Below are 20956 nucleotides of genomic sequence, written 5' to 3'. Positions count from 1 at the left end.
TAGTTGGTCACCGATAGCCGCTACCGCCGCACGATGAACAGGGCGTGTAACCGCCGCTGCACTGCCCGCAGTTCTTGTAGGACCCGTCGTAGTCCTGGTACGAACCACGGCCGTTGCACGACCAGCACATCTGTTTGCCGTTCGAGCACGCGGAGCACGGCTGCTTCGTCGGCCCGGCCGTCATCCAGTTGGACGCCGAGGTCGACTGCTGCGCCTGCAGACCGCCTACCTGCGGACGGTTCGCCGCACGTGTCCGACGGTTCGCCATACGTGCCGCGATGCAGTCGGCATCAGCCCTGGCGACCGGCGGCCGAACCCGGATGTAGTACCACAACGCCAACGGAATGCTCAGCAGCACCAGATAGGCGACCACAGGCAACAAAGCCCACAGCCACTTCCGTTTGCCGGCCTGCTTCCAGGCGTGACCGTGCAGTCGCAGCACGCTGACGAACATCACCAATGACGTGAACAGGCTCGCCAAAGCGATCAAATTGAGTGTTTTCATCCCCGCCCCCAGTTCGGAGTATGTGCTGCGCATCGCAGCCGCACAAGGGGGATCAGGCGTTCTGAAGCGGCCGCTCGACGACGCGGTTCGGCATGAAGACGACGGCGATCACGAGGAGTACGGCGGCGATCGCAGCGCCGTAGTACACGTCGTGGATGGCAGGGGCGAGTACGTCGCTCGGCAGCTTCTCCAGGTCCTCGTGGTCGCCGCCGAGACGCACGGCCACCACACCGTTGGCCACGGCACCGAACACGGCGACACCGACCGCGCTGCCGACCGAGCGGGAGAACATGTTGGCACCGGTGACCACGCCGCGCGTCTGCCAGTCCACCGACGACTGCGCCGCGACGACCGACGGCGAGGCGGAGAAGCCGAGGCCGATACCGATCACGAAGCACGCCGCTGCCAGGTGCAGTACGGAGCTGTGAGCCCCGACCGTCAGCAGCAGGCCGGAGCCGAGTACGACGATGACCGCGCCCATCAGCATCGTGGTCCGGAAGCCGACCCGCAGATAGATGCGTCCGGCAAACGACGCGGCGATCGGCCAGCCCAGAGTCATTGCTGCCAAGGCGAATCCGGCGACGAGGGCCGACGTACCGAGCACGCTCTGCGCGTATAGCGGGACGTACGTCGACAGCCCGATCATCAGCAGTCCGATCAGCAAGGCGGCCGAGTTCGCCGAGTTGAGAACTCGTTGCCCCAGCACCCAGAGCGGCAGGATCGGCTCGGCGGCGCGGCGCTCGACGAGTACGAACGTGGTCAGCAGCACGATCGCCGCGGCCAGGATCACGATGCTCGCGCTCGAGTCCCAGTTCCACATCACGCCGCCCTCGAGCAGCCCGAGCAGCAGCAGCGAACCGCCGACCGCGAGCAGGATCCCGCCGGCGTAGTCGATCTGGTGGCTGGTCTTGGTCGCGACCTTCTCCTCGAACCGGCGGACCAGCACCCAGGCCGCTGCCGCGCCGAGCGGGATGTTCACGAAGAAGATCCACCGCCAGGAGATGTAGTCCGAGAACACGCCGCCGAGCGTCGGCCCGACGAACGACGAGATGCCCCACACGCTGGCGATGTAACCCTGCACCTTGGCCCGCTCGGCGACCGTGTAGATGTCGCCGACGATCGTCATCCCGATCGGCTGGATCGCCCCCGCGCCGAGGCCCTGGACCAGCCGGAACGCGATCAGCGCCGGCATGCTCCAGGCGAACCCGCACAGCACCGACCCGAGGATGAACAGCCCGACGCCGAGCAGCATCATCGGCTTCCGCCCGCGCTGGTCGGCGAGCTTGCCGTAGATCGGCACCGACACGGCCTGCGCGAGCAGGTAGATCGAGAACAGCCAGGGGAACTGCGTGAACCCACCGAGGTCGTCGACGACCGACGGTACGGCGGTGGCGAGGATCGTCGCGTCGATCGCGACCAGCCCGACGCTCAGCATCACCGCGAGCAGAATCGGACCCCGCTCCGACCGAAGCCCCACACTCGTCCGGTCGATCCGCTCAGTAGTCATATTACTGAATAATGTATGTGAATCGGCAACAATTCCCCACGCGCTGATCGCCCACTGGACGGCGGCGCGCGCGGCCAGGACGGTGGGCTCACGGACCGTTACGCTCCGGTGGGTGAGGATGCGGGACGGTCTGGTGCGTGCTGTCGTGCTCGTGGTGACCGTCTCGCTCACGCTGGTGCTGCTGCCGATCGCGATCAACGTCGGCACCGGCGGGACCGCCCCGGCCTTCCTCGAGCCGTACGTCGGTTTGGCGTGGCCGCTGATCGGAGTCCTCTGGGCGGCGACGATCGTCACCGCGTTCCTCGAGGTACGCAACCGCCGCCTGCCCGTCGTCTCCAGCCGCAGCGCCGACCAACCGCGCAACCGGACGAACGCAGCGCACTGCTCGCCAGCTTCGTCCGCTGGCTGCTGTACGAGCTGAGCGATCGCTACGGGATCCCGGCACCGGTTGGACGTACCTGGTTGCGTGACGGCCGTCTGGCCCTGCTGCTCGACGGACTCGACGAAATCAACGAACCGGATCGCGCCAGGCTCGCACCGGTCCTGGAGGAGCTCCGCCACAACTACCTCATCGGTCCGATCGCGGTCACCTGCCGCACGGCCGACTACGAGCGTTTGCCCAACCAGCTCAGGCTGTACGGCGCAGTGCACATCAGACCGCTCACCCGACAGCAGGTCCTGGACTACTTCGCCGCTGTCGGCTCAGCACTCGACGGTGCTCGGACAGCGATCGAGCAGGACGACGAGCTCTGGGACCTGGTCAACTCGCCGCTGATGCTCAACGTGATGATCCTGGCGTACCAGGGCCGGGCGCCGGAGGACGTGCTCGCCGGTGGGGTGGCGGACCTGCGGCGTGAGCTCTTCGACACCTACATCTGCGAGGTGCTCGCCCGGAATCGCAAGACAGCAAGGCAGTACGACGCGAAGACCGCAGTACGACGGCTGTGGTGTCTGGCGTGGTGGACCCGTAGCCGGGCCGGCGACCGCACCGCCGTACCGCGGTGGATGACGCCGAACGGGTGGTTCGGACTGTCGTTGCCGGACGTGGACTACCTGACGCATGCGGTCTGTCTGCCGGCGCTGTTCGCTGCAGTGAGTGCGGGCGCGACGCTGGTGATGATCGCGCAGTACGGCGCGCTTGCCGGCCTGGCTGTTGCTGGTGCAGCGCTCCTGCTTGTGCACCTCAGGCCGCACTCGTGGCAGCGGCTGACCGGGCGCGCACCGGACCGCGGACTGTTGTTTGCCCTCGTGTTGCTCACGGGTATGGCGGCGACCGTCCTGGTGACCGTGGCTGCGCTGGGGCTGGTCGAGCTGCTGACCGCGAAGGCTGCGCTGGCCGTCGAGGCGGTGGTGATCGCTGGGTCGTACGCCGTCGAGTTCGTCATCTTCCACGACAACTCGCGCCGGCTGCTACTCGGCGTGCGGCTGGCTGCGGTTGTGGTGGCCGGCTGGATCACGTTGAGCCTCGGTGACGCCACATCGTTCGCGTCCGGTGTGGCGATCGGGCTACTCGTTGCCCAGGGCATCCGAATGGTGAAGTCGCTGCCGACCGACCATCTACCCGCCACACCGGACAAGGGCTGGCGGATGGACCCGTGGGTCGGCGGTGGGGCAGTTCTCGCCTTCATCGTCGCCGTCGCTCTGGGCGCGGAGCTGGCGTCGCCGCAACTGGAGGCGGTCGTCGGCGTGCTGGTCGGTACCGTCGCGGCGAAGCCCTGGCGGCGGCGACCGCCTGTCCTCGCTGGACCGCTCTCCCGGCTGCTCCACGACTCGCTGCTCCGCTGGACCGGGTACCTGCCGTGGCGTCGGCGTGCGTTCCTGCGGTACGCCGCGGACCGGTATGTGCTGGCGCATACCGGGCGTGGGGAGTACGCGTTCATCCACCTGCTCGTTCGCGATCACCTGGCCGAATGCGCTCCGGATGAGCTTGCGGCGAAGGTCGATCGGCGGATCGCTGAGCGCGCCGCGGCTCGTTGATCGCGTAGCCGATCAGGCTGCAGCACACGACCAACGCGATCAGGGTGCTCAGGGCGAGTTGCAGTGAGGTGTGCTCGGCGATCGTGCCGAGGACAGGAGTCGCGACGCCGCCGATGCTGACGGCGAGGCCGAGCGTCATGCCGCCCGCCGTACCGACGCGTCCCGGGAGGAAGTCCTGCCCGAGCGTCACGTGCAGCGAGAACGGGATCGACATTGCGATCGCGGTCAGAGCCAGGGAGGCGAAGAACGCCGGGCCGGGGATGAACACCAGGCAGGCGATTGCGGGGACTGCGACGGCGTACGACGTGCGGAGTGTGGGGATCCTGCCGTAGCGAGTGGCGAGCCGGCCGCCGATCAGGGTGCCGAGGGCGCCTGCGGCGAAGAGGATGAAGAGGGCGACGCCGCCGGTCGTCGTACCGCCGCCGACGCGCTGGCCGGCGTACAGCGCGATGAAGGTGCCGAGGCCGACGAAGACAATCGAGCGGCAGATCATGATCGCTGAGAGGCGCAGGAACGACGGCCAGTCGTCGGTGCCTTCTGCCTGGCGGCGGGTGACCGCGGCGGTGGCGCGCGAGCGGATCGCCCAGGAGGTGATCGCGGCGCCGAAGAGCGCGGGTACGACGAGGACCGGGGTCAGCGAGAGGCCGCCGGCGGCGATGATCGGGGTGACGAGGAGCGGTGCGAGGGCGAAGCCGACGTTCCCGCCGACGGAGAACCAGCTCATGCCGACGTGACTGCCGCCGCTCACGGCGCGGGCCATCCGCGCCGCCTCCGGGTGGTACGCCGCGACGCCGAGGCCGGACAATGCGGCCGCGAGCCAGCTCAGCAGGTAGGTGTGACCGACGCCGATGAGGGCGATGCCGAGTCCGGCGGTCGTCATGGCTACCGGAATCAGCCAGGTGAGCGGGCGGCGGTCGGTGAGTATGCCGAACACCGGTTGGACGACGGAGGAGAGCAGGGTCGCGGCCAAGGTGATGCCGGACACCGCGACGTACCCGAGGCCGCGCTCGGCGACCAGGAACGGCACGAGTGCGGGCACGCTGCCCTGGTAGACGTCCACGCAGGCGTGGCCGGTGGCCATCAGTCCGATCGGTCGAAGTCTTCTCACCACTCGATCGTTGTCGCCGGGTGGAGTGTCCGGCTTCCGATAAAATGACAATCTATGCCGGAAACCCGCCAGCGCCCCGCCACCACCGGCCACCGTCCGATCGAGGCCGGCGGCGGGATCGAGGCGCACTGGCACGACCGCCACCAGATCGTGTACGCCGGCCGCGGCGTCCTCTCCGTCACCACCGACGCCGGCAGCTGGGTAGCCCCCGCCACCAGAGCCATCTGGATCCCCGCCCAAACCCTCCACCAACACCGCGCCTACGGCGAAACCACCCTCCACACGGTGGGCCTCACCGAAAACCCCCTAGACCTACAAACCCCCTCAGCCCTCGTAGTAACCCCCCTCCTCCGAGAACTCCTCCTCACCTACACCACCTATGAAGAGAACGAGGGGTCTGCGGAGAGGGAGCGGTTGCGGGGGGTGTTGCTGGATCAGCTTCGGCGGTCGTCTCAGCGGCCTACTTACTTGCCGACTGCACGTGACCCCCGGCTCGCGGCGGTGTGTGACCTGCTGCGGGACGACCCGGCCGACAACAGCACGTTGACGGAGCTGGGTCGTGTGGTGGGTGCGAGTGAGCGGACGTTGAGCCGGTTGTGTAAGGCCGACCTCGGCATGAGCTTTCCGCAGTGGCGGACTCAGTTGCGGTTGCATGAGGCGCTCAGGTTGCTGGCTGAAGGGGAGTCGGTGACGCGGGTGGCGCACCGGACCGGCTGGGCATCGGCCAGTGCGTTCATCGACACCTTCCGGCGCGCCTTCGGTCACACACCCGGCTCGCGCAGAGCCTGATCCAGGATCCGGCTCCACTGGCGCACGATCCCGCGGCGGCGCGCGCTGTCGTCCGTCAGCAAGTCAGCCAGCCCCAGACCACGCGCCATGTCCAGCACCCCCTGCACCGTCTCTCGCACCCCCGGCGTCCGCTCGCTGACCTCCAGCACCTCCAGCAGCGCCCGATGCGCCTGCCGCCCCACATGCGACTCCAGCCGCACGATCTGCCGCTGCAGCGCATCCTCGGTCGAAGCCGCCACCCACAGATGCAGCGCAGCCCGGAACAACGGACCGGTGTACACATCCGCCAGCATCCCGACGATCGCCTCGGTCCGCCCCGCCCCGCTCGGCAACCCAGCGGCCTGCGCGCGGATCTCCGCCAACCGCACCTCGGTCATGTACTCAACAGCCGCCGCGAACAGATCCGCCCGCGTCGGAAAATGATGCTGCGCCGCCCCCCGCGACACCCCGGCCCGGGTCGCGACGACGCTCACCGTCGTCGCGGCGTACCCGACCTCGGCCAGCGACTCGACCGCCGCCTCCAGCAACCGCTGCCGGGTTGCCCGCGACCGGTCCTGCTGCGGCGCCTTGAGCACCTCACTCACGCGCGGCCTCGCGAGCACGCAGTTCCCGCCGCAGGATCTTCCCCGACGCCGCCTTCGGCACCGCCTCGATGAACTCCACCTGCCGGATCTTCTTGTACGGCGCCACCCGCGCGGCGACGTACTCCATCACGTCCGCCTCGGTCAGCTCGGCACCCGGCATCGGCACCACGAACGCCTTCGGTACTTCGTTGCCGTCAGCACTGACCCCGATCACCGCCGCATCCGCGATCCGGTCGTCGGTCAGCAACACCGCCTCGAGCTCGGCCGGCGGCACCTGGTACCCGTGGTACTTGATCAGTTCCTTCACCCGATCCACGACGTACAGATAGCCACGCGCGTCGACCCGCCCGATGTCCCCTGTGTGCAGCCACCCGTCGCGGTCGATGGTCGCGTCGGTGTCGGCCGGGCGCCCGAGGTACCCCTTCATCACCTGCGGCCCGCGGATCCAGATCTCGCCCTCGTCCGCATCGTTGCCATCGGCACCGACCAGCCGCATCTCGGTCGACGGGAACAGCTTGCCGACGGCACCGGGCGGCGGCTCCGGGTCGTCCTGCGGTACGGCGTGCGTACCCGGCGACAACTCCGTCATCCCGTAGGCCTGCAGTACGGCGTGCAGCCCGAGCCGCTTCGCACACGCCTCGGCCAGCTCCCCGTCCAACGGCGCCGCCGCGGACGTCACGTGCTTCAAGGCCGACAGATTCACACCGTCAACGGCCGGGTGCTTGGCCAGCGCCAGCACCACCGGCGGCGCCACGAACGCGCGCGTGATCCGCTGCTCGTCCAGCGTGGTCAGGAACTGCTGCAGCTCGAACTTCGGCAGCACGACGACGGTCGCGCCCAGCCGCAGCGGCAGGTTCATCAACACGGAAAGCCCATAGATGTGGAAGAACGGCAGGATCGCGATGATCCGCTCCTCTTCGGCGAGCGTGATCATCACCTCGGCCTGGGAGATGTTCGTCCCGATGTTCCGGTGCGTCAGCATCACGCCCTTGGCCGCGCCGGTGGTGCCGCTCGAGTACGGCAGCACGGCAACGTCCTCAGCCGGATCGATCGTCACCTCCGGCTCCGGGGCCGTGGAGGCAAGCAGCTCCGTCACCGAGCGATAGCCCTCGGCCTGGTCGCAGACGAAGATCTCTGACACGTCCGTGCCCTCGATCGCCGCGGTCGCGACCGGCAGGAACAGCGAAATCGTCACCAGCAACTTCGCCTTCGAGTCGACCAACTGCTTGTGCAGCTCGTCCGCCGTGTAGAGCGCGTTCACCGTGGTCACGGTCGCGCCGGCGCGCGTGGCGCCGTAGAACACCACCGGATAGAGGATCGTGTTCGGGCTGTAGAGCGCGATCACATCACCGTGCCGGATCCCGAGCTCGGCGAGGCCGGCCGCGACCCGCCGGGTCATCTGGTCGAGCTGCGCGTAGCTGATCTCTTCGCCGGTGACCCCGTCGACCATCGCGGGCCGATCGCCGAACTCCTGGGCTCTGCCGAGGACCGCGTCATGGATCGGTACGTCGAGCACCTCGACCGGCGGGAACTCGCTGGTGATGATCATTGGCCCCACTCCTTAGTACGACTTGGGCAGTCCCAGGCTGTGCTGTGCTACGAAATTCAGGATCATCTCCCGGCTGACCGGCGCGATCCGGGTCGCGCGGGCGGCCGAGACGAGCGACGCGACGCCGTACTCCATCGTCATACCGTTGCCGCCGAGCGACTGGACGGCCTGGTCGGTGGCCCGTACGGCGACCTCGCCGGCGGCGTACTTCGCCATGTTCGCGGCCTCGCCAGCACCCATGTCGTCGCCCGCGTCGTACAGCGCGGCGGCCTTCTGCATCATCAGCCGGGCCAGTTCGAGCTCGATCTTGATCTGCGCGAGCGGATGCGCGAGACCCTGATGAGCGCCGATCGGGGTCTTCCAGACCTGCCGTTCCTTGACGTACGCCGTGGCCTTGTCGAGCGCATGCCGCGCGATCCCGATCGCGAACGCCGACGCCATGATCCGCTCGGGATTGAGTCCCGCGAACAGCTGCATCAGCGCCGCGTCCTCGGAGCCGACGAGCGCTTCACGCGGGAGCTGTACGTCGTCCAGGAACAAGGCGTACTGCTTGTCCGGGCTGATCAGGTCCATCTCGATCTGCTTGAACTCGACGCCCGGCGCATCGGTCGGCACGATGAACAACGCCGGCTTGAGCTTGCCGGTCTTCGCATCCTCGGTCCGGCCGACGACCAGGACCGCCTTCGCCACGTCGAGGCCGGAGATGAAGACCTTGCGCCCGGTCAGCGACCAGCCGTCGTCGGTCCGGCGGGCGGTCGTGGTGATCTGGTGCGAGTTCGAGCCGGCGTCGGGCTCGGTGATCGCGAACGCCATGATCGTCGTACCGTCGGCCAGGCCGGGCAGCCAGGTCTGCTTCTGTTCGTCGGTGCCGAAGCGGGAGATCACGGTGCCGCAGATCGACGGCGAGACGACCAGCATCAGCAGCGGGCAGCCGGCCGCGCCGAGCTCCTCCCCGACGATCGACAGGTCGGCCATGCCGCCGCCTCCGCCGCCGTACTGCTCCGGGAGGTTGACGCCCAGGTACCCGAGCTTGCCGGCCTCCAGCCACAGCTCGGTCGTGTGCCCGCCGGATCGCGCCTGGCGGTTGAACCACTCGTAGCCGTACTTCTTGCCCAGGTCGCTGACGACCTTCCGCAGCTCCCGGCGTTCCTCGGACTCGACGAAGCTCATGCTTCCTCCCCAACCACCGCTAGTACGGCGCCGACCTCGACCTGTTGTCCCGCTTCCACCTTGAGCTCACCGACCACACCGTCGACCGGAGCAGCGATCGTGTGTTCCATCTTCATCGCTTCCAGCCACAACAGCGGTTGCCCTTGGGTAACTTTGTCGCCGATCTGTACGCCGACGCGGATCACCGTCCCCGGCATTGGCGCCACCAACGACCCCGCCGCCACCTGCAGCGCCGGATCCGTGAACCGCTCGACCGGCGTGAGACTCACACTCCCCAGCGCCGAGTCCACACAAACCAGCCCTTCGTACGACGCCACGTCGAACACCCGCCGTACGCCGTCAACCCGCAACACCACCCGCGCCGGGCCGCTCTCCACCAACTGCACGTTGCCCTCAGCAACTAGTCCCTCACGGGTCAGTTGGTACTCCACCTCGTGCACCGCATCACCCACACGGAAGCTCTTCCGCTGCGGTTGCGACCGCAGATTCCGCCAGCCACTAGGCACCCGCACCGGCCCCACGCGCCCCGCCGCATCACCCAACGCGGCGGCGAGCGCCGAAACCCGCACCACGCCGTCATCCAGCTTCTCCCCGACCCCGTGCTCGTCGAAGAACCCGGTGTCGGTCTCACCAGCCAGAAACGCAGGATGCCGAAGAATCCACACCAGCAAATCCCGGTTAGTCCCAGGCCCGTGGATCTTGGACCGCTCCAGAGCACCCGCGAGCTGCCTGGCGACTGAGGTCCGATCAGGCCCGGACGCAATCACCTTCGCCAACATCGCGTCGTAGTGCGGCGTCACCTCAGAGCCATCCACAACCCCCGAGTCCACCCGCAGGCTCGGCGGTACCTCGAAGCGGTGGAGGGTTCCTGTTTGCGGGGTCCAGTCGTTTGACGGGTCCTCGGCGTACAGGCGGACCTCGATTGCGTGGCCGACTGTTGGCGGTGGGTTCGCCGGGAGTTGCTCGCCGGCTGCGACCGCGAACTGCAGCTCGACCAGATCCAGCCCGGTGGTCTCCTCGGTGACCGGGTGTTCGACCTGGAGGCGGGTGTTCATCTCCAGGAAGTAGAACCTCCCCGCGTCGTCCGCAAGGAACTCGACCGTCCCCGCGCCCACGTAGTTGATCGCGGCTGCAGCCTTGCGCGCCGCCTCAAACAGCTCAGCGCGCATCGACGGGATCCGCTCGACGAGCGGGCTCGGCGCCTCCTCGACGACCTTCTGGTGCCGGCGCTGGATCGAGCACTCACGCTCGCCCACCGCCCAGATCGTCCCGTGCTGGTCCGCCAGGATCTGCACCTCGACGTGGTGACCACCAGCCAAGTACCGCTCGCAGAACACCGTCCCATCCCCGAAGGCAGACAGCGCTTCCGCCGGCGCCGCGTCGATCTCCGCCGCCAGATCCTCCAGCCGCGACACCACCCGCATCCCACGCCCGCCACCACCGGCCGACGCCTTCACCAACACCGGCAGGTCGTCCGCCGACACCTCCGCCGGCGTCAGCTCGGCCAGCACCGGGACCCCAGCCGCCGCCATCAGCTTCTTCGCCTCGATCTTCGAGCCCATCGACGAGATCGCATCCACCGGCGGCCCGATCCACGTCAGCCCCGCGTCGATCACCGCCCGCGCGAACCCGGCGTTCTCCGACAAGAACCCATACCCCGGATGTACGGCGTCCGCCCCCGCCCGCACCGCCGCCTCGACGATCAGCTCGGCCAGCAGATACGTCTCACCAGGCGTGTTCCCGGGCAGCTCGACCGCCGCGTCCGCCTCGTCCACGAACGGCATCCGCGCATCAGCCGTCGAGTACACCGCGACCGTGGACAGCCCCAACGATCGCGCCGTACGGAAGATCCGCCGAGCGATCTCACCCCGGTTCGCCACCAACACAGTTGTGAACATGCGCCTCACATCCGGAAGACGCCGAAGGACGAGGTGCCTTCGACCGGGGCTGAGTGGATGGCGGACAGGCAGATGCCGAGCACCGTTCTGGTATCGCGCGGGTCGATCACGCCGTCGTCGTACAACCGGCCGGAGAGGAACATCGGCAGCGATTCCGCCTCGATCTGCCCCTCAACGTACGCCCGCATCTGCGCGTCGGCCTTCTCGTCGTACGGCTGCCCTTTCGCCTCCGCGGCGGCCCGCGCGACGATCGACAGTACGCCGGCCAGCTGCTGCGGCCCCATCACCGCCGACTTCGCCGACGGCCAGGCGAACAGGAACCGTGGATCGAACGCCCGCCCACACATCCCGTAGTGCCCGGCGCCGTACGACGCGCCCATCAGGATCGAGATATGCGGGACCTTCGAGTTCGAGACCGCGTTGATCATCTGCGCGCCGTGCTTGATGATCCCGCCCTGCTCGTACTCCTGCCCGACCATGTAGCCGGTGGTGTTGTGCAGGAAGATCAGCGGCGTGTTCGCGCGGTTCGCCAGCTGGATGAACTGCGCGGCCTTCTGCGACTCCTCGCTGAACAGCACGCCGCGCGCATTCGCGAGGATGCCGACCGGGTACCCGTGCACCGACGCCCACCCGGTCGCCAGCGACGACCCGTACAGCGGCTTGAACTCGTCGAACACCGATCCGTCCACGACGCGAGCAATCACGTCCCGCGGGTCGAACGGGATCTTCAGGTCATCCGGCACGATGTCCAGCAGGTCGTCGGAGTCGAGCAGCGGTTCGTCGTACGACGGCTTGGGCGCCGGACCCTGCTTGCGCCAGTTCAGCCGGGACACGATCTGCCGCCCGAGCCGGATCGCGTCCTGCTCGTCGACGGCGAAGTAATCCGCAAGCCCGGACTGTCGCGCGTGCATCGACGCGCCGCCGAGCGACTCGTCGTCCGCGTCCTCACCGGTCGCCATCTTCACCAACGGCGGCCCGGCCAGGAACACCTTCGCGCCGCCGTCGACCATCACCACGTAATCGCTCATGCCGGGGATGTACGCACCGCCCGCGGTCGAGTTGCCGAACACCAGCGCGATCGTCGGGATCCCCTCGGCGGACAGCCGGGTCAGGTTGCGGAACATCGCGCCGCCGGGGATGAAGATCTCCTTCTGCGTCGGCAGGTCCGCGCCACCGGACTCGACCAGGCTGATCACCGGCAGCCGGTTCGCCCGTGCGATCTCGTCCGACCGCAGGGCCTTCTTCAGCGTCCACGGGTTGCTCGCGCCGCCCTTGACGGTCGGGTCGTTCGCGGTGATCAGGCACTCGACACCCTCGACGACGCCGATCCCGGTCACCAGGCTCGCGCCGACGGTGAAGTCCGAACCCCAGCCGGCCAGCGGGGACAGCTCGAGGAAGTACGAGTCGGGGTCGAGCAGCAGCTCGATCCGCTCCCGGGCGAGCAGTTTGCCGCGCTTGTGGTGGCGGTCGACGTACTTCTCGCCACCGCCGGCCAGTGCCTTCGCGTGTTCGGCGTCGAGGGCGACGAGCTTCTCCAGCATCGCCTCGCGGTTACTCATGCGGTGAACCCCAGTCTCTTCGATGCCAGGCCCGTCAGGATCTCCGTGGTGCCGCCGCCGATCGCGAGGATCTTCTGGTCGCGGTACTGGCGTTCGACCTCGGCCTCCCGCATGTAGCCGAGACCGCCGTGCAACTGCAGCGCCTGATCGCAGACCCACTGCCCGGCTTCGACCGCGGTGTTCTTCGCGAAACAGGTCTCGGCGATGACGTCCTCGCCCGCATCCGCACGCCGCGCCACGTCACGCACATAAACCCGCGCGACCGAGATCCGCCGAGCCATCTCGGTCAGCGTGTGCTGCACGGTCTGCCGCGAAATCAACGGCCTGCCGAACGTCTCCCGGTCCCGGCACCAGGCCACCGCCAGATCAAGCGCCCGCTGAGCACCCGCATACGCCTGCACAGCCAGCGTCAGCCGCTCAGCCACGAAGTTCACCGCAAGCTGCACGAACCCCGAGCCCTCGGCCCCGACCAGATTCTCGACCGGCACACGAACATCGGCGAACGACAGCTCAGTTGTGTCCGAGCACAGCCATCCCATCTTCTCCAGCTTCCGCGACACCTCGAACCCGCGCTCGATCACCAACAGACTGATCCCGTGCGCACCCGGACCACCGGTCCGGACGGCTGTCGTCACAAAATCCGCCCGACACCCCGACGTGATGAACGTCTTCGCGCCATTCACCACGAACACATCACCTTCGCGCCGAGCCGTCGTCCGTAGAGACGCCACATCCGACCCGCCACCCGGCTCCGTGATCGCCAGCGCCCCGATCAACTCACCGCTCAACGTGGGACGAACCCACCGCTCGATCTGCTGCTCGTTGCCAGCAGCAACGATATGCGGAAGCGCGATCCCGCAGGTGAGAAGCGAGGCGACCAACCCACCGGACCCACCCGCGTAATGCATCTCCTCGACCACATCGATTGCGTCAAGCAATGATCCCCCGCCGCCACCGACCGACTCCGGGAAGCCGACGCCGAGCAGGCCGATTGCGCCCGCCTTCTTGTGCAGCTCCCGCGGCAGCTCGCCGTCCCGTTCCCACTGGTCGAGCTGAGGCAGCACCTCGGCGTCCATGAAGTGCCGCACGGAGTCTCGGTAGTCGTTCACAGCAGGACCTCTGGTACGTCGACATACCGGGACCGCAACCACTCGCCGACCGCCTTCGCCTGCGGGTCGAACCGGGCCTGCGCCGCAACACCCTCGCCCAGCAGTCCCTCGACGACGAAGTTCACCGCCCACAGGTTGGGGAGAAGATAGCGAGTCACAGTCAGCGGCTGCGTCTCGGGCAAGAGTTGCTTGAAGAGGTCGACCGTGAGCGTGTGCGCGAGCCAGCGCCACGCCTTCTCGTCGCGCACCCACACGCCGACGTTCGCGTCGCCGCCCTTGTCGCCGGAACGCGCGCCGGCGATGCGGCCGAGCGGGACCTCTCGTGTCCGCGGCGGCCCGCTCGACAGCTGGAGCAGCGGCATCGGCTCCTCGATGTCGTCGACGGGAGCCAGCGGTTCGGTCTCGGCGGCCGGCTCGATCACCGTGCGGGTGCCGTCGGGGAGTACGACTACATGCTCCACCTCGTGGATGTCGACGTACCCGGCCCGGAACACGCCGTACGGCGAACCGTCGCCGGGCGGCGCGGTGACGTGGAAGCCGGGGTAGCTCGCCAGCGCCAGCTCGACCGCGGCGCTGCTGAACGCCCGGCCGACGACCTTCGGATCCGGGTCCTTCACCGCGCAGCGCAGGAAGACGCTCGCCTCCTCCTCGGACTCGGCGTTCGGCTTCTCGGTCCAGGCCAGTGACCACTTCAGCTCGGCCGGCCGCTTCGGCAGCGCCTGCTCGAGCTGTCGCTGGACCAGCTCGGCCTTCTGCTCCAGCTGCAGCCCGGTGAGCACGAAGTCGACCTCGTTGCGGAACCCGCCGACGCTGTTCAGCGAGACCTTGTACGTCGGCGGCGGTGCCTCGCCCTGGACGCCGGAGATCCTGATGCGGTCGCGGCCGTCCGCGGAAAGCTCGATCGTGTCGAGGCGGGTCGTGACGTCCGGACCGGCGTACCGGGCGCCGGTGATCTCGTACAGCAGCTGCGCCTTGACCGTGTCGATCGTGACCGCGCCGCCGGTGTTGTCGTGCTTGGTGATCACGCTGCTGCCGTCCGCGTCAATCTCCGCGATCGGAAACCCCGGCCGCCCGAAGTCGCGGATCTCGCTGAAGAACGCGTAGTTCCCACCGGTCGCCTGGCAGCCGCACTCGATCACATGTCCCGCGACGACCGCGCCGGCAAGTTCGTCGTACTGCGTTCGCTTCCAGCCGTGATGCGCCGCCGCCGGCCCGACGATCACCGACGCATCGGTGACCCGCCCCGTCACCACGACGTCCGCACCAGCCTGCAACGCCTCGGCGATCCCCCAAGCACCCAGGTAGGCATTGGTGGTCAAGGGCTGCCCCAACCCCAGCTCTTCGGCCCTGGGGAGAAGGTCGTCGCCCTCGACGTACGCGATCTTCGGCTGCAAACCCAGCTTGTCCGCAAGCTCCGCGATCGCCTTCGCCAGCCCGGCCGGGTTGAGTCCACCCGCATTGCTGACGATCTTCACGCCCCGATCCAGCGCCTCGCCCAGCCCTGTCTCGAGCTGCTTGAGAAACGTCCGCGCGTAGCCGAGCGACGGATCCTTCAGCCGATCGCGACCGAGGATGAGCATCGTCAACTCAGCCAGGTAATCGCCGGTCAGCACGTCCAGCGGTCCACCGGTCAGCATCTCGTGTACCGCGCTGAACCGGTCTCCGTAGAACCCGGACGCGTTCCCGATGCGGATCGGTTCGGTCATGCGAACTGCCCCGGCCGCCGGCCCTTCCCAGGCAACCCGGCGAACGCCTGGATGATCGCCAGCCACTCCTCGGCCTGCGCCCCCTCGGCCTCCACGGCGAGGTCATCGCGGTGCCGTCGTTGCGTCGCCAGCAGGCAGAAGTCCAGCGCCGGCGCACTCACCCGCTGTTCAGCGTCCTCGGGTCCCCACGACCATGCATCGCCATCCGGCCCGGTCAGCTCGACGCGGAACTGCTCGCTCGGCGGCGTGCGGTCGTTGAGCAGGTACGCGAAGTCCCGCGTGCGCACCGCCAGATGCGCGACGTGGCGCAGCCGGTTGCTCGGCAGTCGACGTACGCCGAGTCCGTCGAACACGTCCTGGCCGTGCGCCCAGGTCTCCATCAGCCGCGCGGTCGCCATCGAGGTCGGGCTCATCGGCGGGCCGTACCAAAGCACCTTCTCGCCGGCCGGCACCTTCTTCAGCGCCTCGGCGACGTCCGCGCGAGTCTCCCGCCAGTACGGCAGCAGTTGCTCCGGCGGCAGCGCCGCGGTCTCGGCCGCGCCATCGTCGACGTACGTCGTGGGGCTGGCGGCCGCCGTACGCAACGAGGCCTTGAAGCCCTCCGGATCGGTCGCGGCCAGGTGCGCGGCCTCGTCGGTCCAGGCGAGGTGCGCGATCTGATGCGCGACCGTCCACCCCTCGGCCGGCGTCGGCGTGGACCACTCGTCCGCCGCCAGCCCACCGACCAACCGATCCAGCTCCGCACTCTCGGCCCACAAATCAGCCAGTACGACATCCAGTTGCACGCTGCACTCCCTCACCAGGAGACCGTGCGCCGAGCGTCCCACGCCCACCAGAAAGAATCAAGCGTGCTTGTTTTTGCTTCGGTGGTGATCGAAAGGGTGTCGAAGAGGTCTAGTCAGGTGTTACCCAGGACCCATGCATGGTTCGTTGCCGGGGAAGGCCGCTGAGATCCGGGCGTTGTTGCTGAGCCTGATCGACACGTTGCCGGAGGGAGCCGCGCTGCCGCCTGAGCGGGAGTTGGCGGTGCGGTGGAACGTCGCGCGGATGACTCTGCGACGAGCCGTGGACGAGTTGGTGATCGAGGAGTTGCTGGTACGGCGGCACGGGAGTGGCACGTATACGTCCCGGCCGAAGGTGGCGCGATGGCTCGGGATGATCGGGTTCTCCGAGGACATCCGCCGGCGCGGGATGCGGCCGGGCAGCACGATGCTCGAGTTCCGGCACCAGCGGGCCGAGCGGGCCGCGGCCCGGCGTCTGCGGATCCCGGTGGGTGATCCGATCATCGCGTTCACCCGGCTGCGGCTCGCCGACGACCACCCGATGGTGGTCGAGCGCACCACGCTGCCCGCGGCGTACGTACCCGGTCTGCGGGCCGACGACCTCAGTGGCTCCCTCTACGACCTGCTCACCAGCCGCTACGGCATCGACGTCGCCAGCGGTACGTCGCGACTCGAGCCGGTCATGCCCGACGCGAAGACGGCCGGCTGGCTCGACATCCCGACCACGCAGCCGTGCCTCGCCCTGCACGGCATCAGCTTCGACGGCCGCGACCGCGTCTTCGAGTACACCTCGGCCGTCTACCGCGGCGACCGCTACGCCTTCACCACCGAGCTCCGTACCGCCACCCCGAGCCCTCGCGCCAACGCCAAGGGTCTCTGACGCGTCACGGTGATTACTTGACCTGTCGGGGTGATCACTAGGGTGAGACGGGTTATGGATCTGAAGAGCCCGATCAGCACAGTGGTGCCGTCCCTCGACGGCCCGGTGCTGCTGGTCCTGGCGCGGGCCGAGGAAGGCCTGTCCGGGCGCCAGATCCACAAGCTGGCCGAGTCCGGAAGCGTCGGGGGCGTGCGGCTCGTGCTGCAACGGCTGGCCGCGACCGGGCTCGTACACGTCGACGATCTCGGCAATTCGTTGCTCTATCGCCTCAATCGCAAGCACCTCGTCGCGGCGATCGTCGAGCAGCTCGCGGACCTCCGCAGTACGTTGGTCAGCCGGCTCGCCGACGAGATCAGCGGCTGGCGGATCCCGCCGGTGCACGCCGGCGTGTACGGCGCGATCGCGCGTGGCGACGGTGATCTGGACAGCGACGTCGATCTGCTGCTGATCCGCCCGGACCGGCACGAGTTCGTCGACGTGCTCTGGGAGGAGCAGGTCGGCCGGCTGATGCAGACCGTCGTCGACCTCACCGGCAACCCCGCGCACGTCTTCGAACTCAGCCAGACCGAGCTCTCCGGCCACCTCGCCACCGAGGACCCGATCCTCAACGACTGGGTCCAGCCCAGCATCCAGCTCACCGGCGTACCGCTGATGGAGGCCGGCCGCGTGCCGGTCTCAGCCGCCAAGTAGCGGAGCCATCAACCGCGCGATCACGCTCTCCCGTCGCGTCACCCGCTCCTCGACGTCCGCGAGCGTCATCGCCCGCAATCCCGCGTTGATCCCCAGCCAGCGCAACGGCTCCGGCTCCCACGCCCGCGACCGGTGCCCGACCCACGGCAGGCGCGTCAACGCGGTGTCGCGCTCGAGGATCAGGTCGCGCAACGTGCGCCCCGCGAGGTTCGTCGTACTCACGCCGTCCCCGACGTACCCACCCGCCCAGGCGACGCCGCGCTCCAGCCCGACCGACGCGCACCAGTCCCGCGGCACACCCAACGGCCCGCCCCACGCATGCGTGAACTCCGGCGAGATGTCGAACAGGTCCCGCAGCGTCTTCTGCAACCCCTTGAACACCCGCGGTACGTCGTCGAACCCGGGCTCGATCCGCGACCGGAAGTGGTACGGCGCCCCGCGCCCGCCGAACGCCAGCCGCCCGTCAGCGGTCCGCTGTCCGTAGATGATCAGATGCCGCTGATCACTGAACGTCGGCCGGTCCGCCAGCCCGATCCGGTCCCACACCTCGGCACTCAACGGCTCCGTTGCCACCATCAACGAATACACCGGCGCGACGGCCCGCTCCTGCCCGGCCAGTCCGGGCGTGAACCCCTCGGTCGCCCGGACGACGACCTCCGCGCGCACCACGCCGTACGGCGTCACCGCTCGCCCGGGCAGGATCCGGGTCACCGGCGTCTGCTCGTGGATCGTGACCCCGAGCCGCTCGACCACCGCAGCCAGCCCGCGCGCCAGCTTCCCCGGATGGATCGCGGCGCAGTGCGGTGTGAACGTTGCGCCCAGCACCTTTGTCGCCCGGACCTTGGCCGCGACTTCGTCCGGTGTCAGGAACTGAAGGTCTCCCGGTCCCCACTCGGCTGCCGCGTCCACCTCGGCCCGCGCCCGTGCCAGCTGCACCGGGGTCCGCGCCAGTACGACGGTCCCGCCCTTGTGGTAGTCGCAATCGATCCCCTCGGCCGCGCTCACGAGGCCGACCTCGTTCACGCTTGCCTGCATCGCCCGGTGCAGCTCGATCGCCGCCTCCCGGCTCGACCCCGGCAACGCAGCCAACCGCTTCGACGAGACCGGGAACAGCGCCGAGCACCACCCGCCGTTGCGCCCGGATGCCCCGAATCCGGCGATCTGGGCCTCCAGTACGACGATGCGCAGCGACGGATCCGCTTTCGCCAGGTAATAGGCCGTCCACAGCCCGGTGTACCCGGCGCCGACGATCACCACGTCGGCCTGCCGGTCGCCCGCGAGCCCAGGACGCTCCGGGAGCGGATCGGGAGCCGACCAGAGGTTCAGCGGACACCCCACGAATAGGTCTGTTTCACCAGCTTCAGGTAGACGAACGTCTCGGTCGCCTTCACGCCCTCGATCGCCCGGACCCGCTCGGACAGCACCTGCAGCAGGTGTTCGTCGCTCTCGCACAGCACCTCGGCCAGGATGTCGAACGAGCCGGCCGTCACCACGACGTACTCGACCTCGTCCATCTTGGCCAGCTCGTCGGCGATCGGCTCGAGCGCGCCCTCGGCCTTGATCCCGATCATCGCCTGCCGGTCGAACCCGAGCTCGAGCGGATCGGTGACCGCGACAACCTGCATCACCCCGGCCTCGGTCAGCCGTTGCACCCGCTGCCGGACCGCGGCCTCGGACAGGCCGACAGCCTTGCCGATCGCGGCGTACGAACGCCGTCCGTCGAGCTGCAACTGCTCGATGATCGCCTTCGCGGTGTCGTCCAGCAGGGTCTGGTTCTTGTCGGGGTTTCCCGTTCGCACTGCCACCTCAGGATCTTTTCACCCGGCTGGGGCGTCAGCAAGCTGCGGAAGCGGAATTCGTTGCGAGATGACCGTTTAGCTTCGGAATCCCTTGTTCAGATCGCCAAGGTTTGACAGTATCGCCCGCGACAGACGGTTCCTAGGGGGTTCCATGAGTCCTCGGCAACAGCGCGTCGTGGGGCGTCGCGCGGTCCTGAAGGGGATGTCGCTGTCCGCGCTCGGGGTCGGAGGGGTGCTGGCGGGCTGCGGGATCCCGCCGGCTCGGCAGAGCGCGGGCAGTTGCGTCAGCACAGACCTTTCGTCGTCGCAGAAGACGCTGAACTTCTCCAACTGGCCGAGCTACATGGACGAGTCCGACGAGAAGGTGAACGGCAAGACCGTCCTGCCGACGCTGGAGGACTTCCAGAAGCAGTCCGGGATCACGGTCACCTACACCGCCGACGTCAACGACAACGCCGAGTTCTACGCCAAGGTCCGCGACCAGCTCGGCAGCTGCCAGTCCTGTGGCCGGGACATCTTCGTACTGACCGACTGGATGGCGGCCCGGATGGTCGGGCTGGGCTGGATCCAGAAGCTCGACCACAGCAAGATCCCGAACGTCGACAAGCAGTTGCTCAAACAGCTCAAGGCACCGGCCTGGGACCCGAACCGCGACTACAGCGTGCCGTGGCAGAGCGGACTGACCGGGATCGCGTACAACGCGAAGGTCACCCAGGAGGTCGGCAGCTTCACCGACCTGCTCACCCGCGGCGATCTGAAGGGCCGGGTCACCCTGCTCTCGGAGATGCCGGACACGATGTCGTTCATGCTCAAGCTGGTCGGCGCCGACCCGGGGAAGTTCAACGACGCCGAGTGGAGCAAGGCGCTGGACAAACTGCAGGAGTACGTCGGCTCCGGGCAGGTCCGCCGGTTCACCGGCAACGACTACGTCCAGGACCTGAACGCCGGCAACATCGCCGCCTGCGAGGCCTGGTCCGGTGACGTGATCGCGATGCAGGCCGACAACCCCGACATCAAGTTCGTGGTGCCGGAAGAGGGCCTGATGTTGTGGTCGGACAACATGCTGATTCCGAACAAGGCGACCCACAAGACCAACGCCGAGGCGTTGATGAACTACTACTACGAACCCGAGGTCGCCGCCACGCTGGCCGACTGGGTCAACTACATCTGCCCCGTGACGGGTGCGAAGAAGGCGATGGAGACCGTCGATCCGGATGTGGTCGACGACCCGCTGATCTTCCCCGACCAGGCCACGCTGGCGAAGACGGCGTCGTTCATGCCGCTCGACACAGCCAAGGCAGCCCTCTACGAAACCGACTTCAACCTCGCGATCGGGGGCTGATA

Annotated in this window: 19 protein-coding genes; 6 read left to right on the top strand and 13 right to left on the bottom strand. The window is 68.2% G+C overall.

The window, feature by feature from the left end:
- Positions 1-7: 7 nt before the first annotated feature.
- Positions 8-505 (bottom strand): hypothetical protein, encoded by a 498-nt coding sequence (locus FDA38_RS21000; RefSeq protein WP_137255808.1) that lies wholly within the window; start codon positions 503-505, stop codon positions 8-10.
- A gap of 52 nt (positions 506-557) precedes the next feature.
- A complete protein-coding gene (locus FDA38_RS20995) occupies positions 558-2012 on the bottom strand; it encodes an MDR family MFS transporter (RefSeq protein ID WP_137255807.1) in 1455 nt (484 codons plus the stop codon).
- A 112-nt stretch (positions 2013-2124) separates the two neighbouring features.
- On the opposite strand from FDA38_RS20995, the gene FDA38_RS43135 reads away from it, so the two are divergent.
- Complete coding sequence (locus FDA38_RS43135; protein WP_233714828.1) at positions 2125-2433, top strand: hypothetical protein; 309 nt, start codon at positions 2125-2127, stop codon at positions 2431-2433.
- Positions 2434-2474: 41 nt separating this feature from the next.
- The gene (locus FDA38_RS20990; RefSeq protein WP_233714827.1) at positions 2475-3989 is read left to right on the top strand and encodes a hypothetical protein; all 1515 of its coding nucleotides are present in this window, start codon (positions 2475-2477) and stop codon (positions 3987-3989) included.
- On the opposite strand, the gene FDA38_RS20985 is transcribed toward FDA38_RS20990, so the two are convergent.
- The gene (locus tag FDA38_RS20985) at positions 3889-5097 is read right to left on the bottom strand and encodes an MFS transporter (RefSeq protein ID WP_233714826.1); all 1209 of its coding nucleotides are present in this window, start codon (positions 5095-5097) and stop codon (positions 3889-3891) included. The genes FDA38_RS20990 and FDA38_RS20985 overlap by 101 nt on opposite strands.
- A 54-nt stretch (positions 5098-5151) precedes the next feature.
- On the opposite strand from FDA38_RS20985, the gene FDA38_RS20980 reads away from it, so the two are divergent.
- The gene (locus tag FDA38_RS20980; RefSeq protein ID WP_137255806.1) at positions 5152-5886 is read left to right on the top strand and encodes an AraC family transcriptional regulator; all 735 of its coding nucleotides are present in this window, start codon (positions 5152-5154) and stop codon (positions 5884-5886) included.
- On the opposite strand, the gene FDA38_RS20975 is transcribed toward FDA38_RS20980, so the two are convergent.
- Genes FDA38_RS20975 through FDA38_RS20940 form a run of 8 tightly spaced genes read right to left on the bottom strand, consistent with a single transcriptional unit; the run spans position 5859 to position 16246 of the window.
- Complete coding sequence (locus tag FDA38_RS20975; RefSeq protein ID WP_202877773.1) at positions 5859-6470, bottom strand: TetR/AcrR family transcriptional regulator; 612 nt, start codon at positions 6468-6470, stop codon at positions 5859-5861. The two genes, FDA38_RS20980 and FDA38_RS20975, sit on opposite strands and share 28 nt — an antisense overlap.
- Positions 6463-8019 (bottom strand): AMP-binding protein, encoded by a 1557-nt coding sequence (locus tag FDA38_RS20970; RefSeq protein WP_137255805.1) that lies wholly within the window; start codon positions 8017-8019, stop codon positions 6463-6465. The genes FDA38_RS20975 and FDA38_RS20970 overlap by 8 nt, the downstream gene beginning before the upstream one ends.
- Before the next feature lie 12 nt (positions 8020-8031).
- Positions 8032-9189 (bottom strand): acyl-CoA dehydrogenase family protein, encoded by a 1158-nt coding sequence (locus FDA38_RS20965; RefSeq protein ID WP_137255804.1) that lies wholly within the window; start codon positions 9187-9189, stop codon positions 8032-8034.
- Positions 9186-11087, bottom strand: coding sequence for an ATP-binding protein (locus FDA38_RS20960; RefSeq protein ID WP_137255803.1), 1902 nt, complete (start codon positions 11085-11087; stop codon positions 9186-9188). Before FDA38_RS20960 ends, FDA38_RS20965 begins: the two co-directional genes overlap by 4 nt.
- Before the next feature lie 5 nt (positions 11088-11092).
- The gene (locus FDA38_RS20955) at positions 11093-12646 is read right to left on the bottom strand and encodes an acyl-CoA carboxylase subunit beta (RefSeq protein ID WP_137255802.1); all 1554 of its coding nucleotides are present in this window, start codon (positions 12644-12646) and stop codon (positions 11093-11095) included.
- Complete coding sequence (locus FDA38_RS20950) at positions 12643-13755, bottom strand: acyl-CoA dehydrogenase family protein (protein WP_137255801.1); 1113 nt, start codon at positions 13753-13755, stop codon at positions 12643-12645. The genes FDA38_RS20955 and FDA38_RS20950 overlap by 4 nt, the downstream gene beginning before the upstream one ends.
- Positions 13752-15461, bottom strand: coding sequence for an acyclic terpene utilization AtuA family protein (locus FDA38_RS20945; RefSeq protein WP_137255800.1), 1710 nt, complete (start codon positions 15459-15461; stop codon positions 13752-13754). Before FDA38_RS20945 ends, FDA38_RS20950 begins: the two co-directional genes overlap by 4 nt.
- Positions 15458-16246 carry a TIGR03084 family metal-binding protein gene (locus FDA38_RS20940; protein ID WP_137255799.1) on the bottom strand — a complete coding sequence of 263 codons (789 nt, stop codon included), beginning with the start codon at positions 16244-16246 and terminating at the stop codon, positions 15458-15460. Before FDA38_RS20940 ends, FDA38_RS20945 begins: the two co-directional genes overlap by 4 nt.
- 133 nt (positions 16247-16379) lie before the next feature.
- Between FDA38_RS20940 and FDA38_RS20935 the strand changes: the two genes are divergently transcribed.
- A complete protein-coding gene (locus tag FDA38_RS20935; protein WP_137255798.1) occupies positions 16380-17123 on the top strand; it encodes a GntR family transcriptional regulator in 744 nt (247 codons plus the stop codon).
- Between the two features lie 54 nt (positions 17124-17177).
- Positions 17178-17813 (top strand): hypothetical protein, encoded by a 636-nt coding sequence (locus FDA38_RS20930; protein WP_137255797.1) that lies wholly within the window; start codon positions 17178-17180, stop codon positions 17811-17813.
- Here the strand turns inward: FDA38_RS20930 and FDA38_RS20925 are convergent.
- Both FDA38_RS20925 and FDA38_RS20920 read right to left on the bottom strand, forming a co-directional pair.
- Positions 17799-19151: an NAD(P)/FAD-dependent oxidoreductase gene (locus tag FDA38_RS20925; RefSeq protein WP_137255796.1), complete on the bottom strand. Its 1353-nt coding sequence runs from the start codon at positions 19149-19151 to the stop codon at positions 17799-17801. The genes FDA38_RS20930 and FDA38_RS20925 overlap by 15 nt on opposite strands.
- On the bottom strand, positions 19136-19618 hold the full coding sequence (locus FDA38_RS20920; RefSeq protein WP_137255795.1) for an Lrp/AsnC family transcriptional regulator: 483 nt from the start codon (positions 19616-19618) through the stop codon (positions 19136-19138). Before FDA38_RS20920 ends, FDA38_RS20925 begins: the two co-directional genes overlap by 16 nt.
- Positions 19619-19763: 145 nt before the next feature.
- Here FDA38_RS20920 and FDA38_RS20915 point away from each other — a divergent pair, with 145 nt between their 5' ends.
- Positions 19764-20954 carry a polyamine ABC transporter substrate-binding protein gene (locus tag FDA38_RS20915; protein WP_137255794.1) on the top strand — a complete coding sequence of 397 codons (1191 nt, stop codon included), beginning with the start codon at positions 19764-19766 and terminating at the stop codon, positions 20952-20954.
- The last annotated feature ends 2 nt before the right edge of the window (positions 20955-20956 follow it).

The organism is Kribbella jiaozuonensis, from assembly GCF_005233875.1.
Lineage (GTDB): Bacteria > Actinomycetota > Actinomycetes > Propionibacteriales > Kribbellaceae > Kribbella > Kribbella jiaozuonensis.
This window is presented reverse-complemented; position numbering and strand designations above follow the sequence as displayed.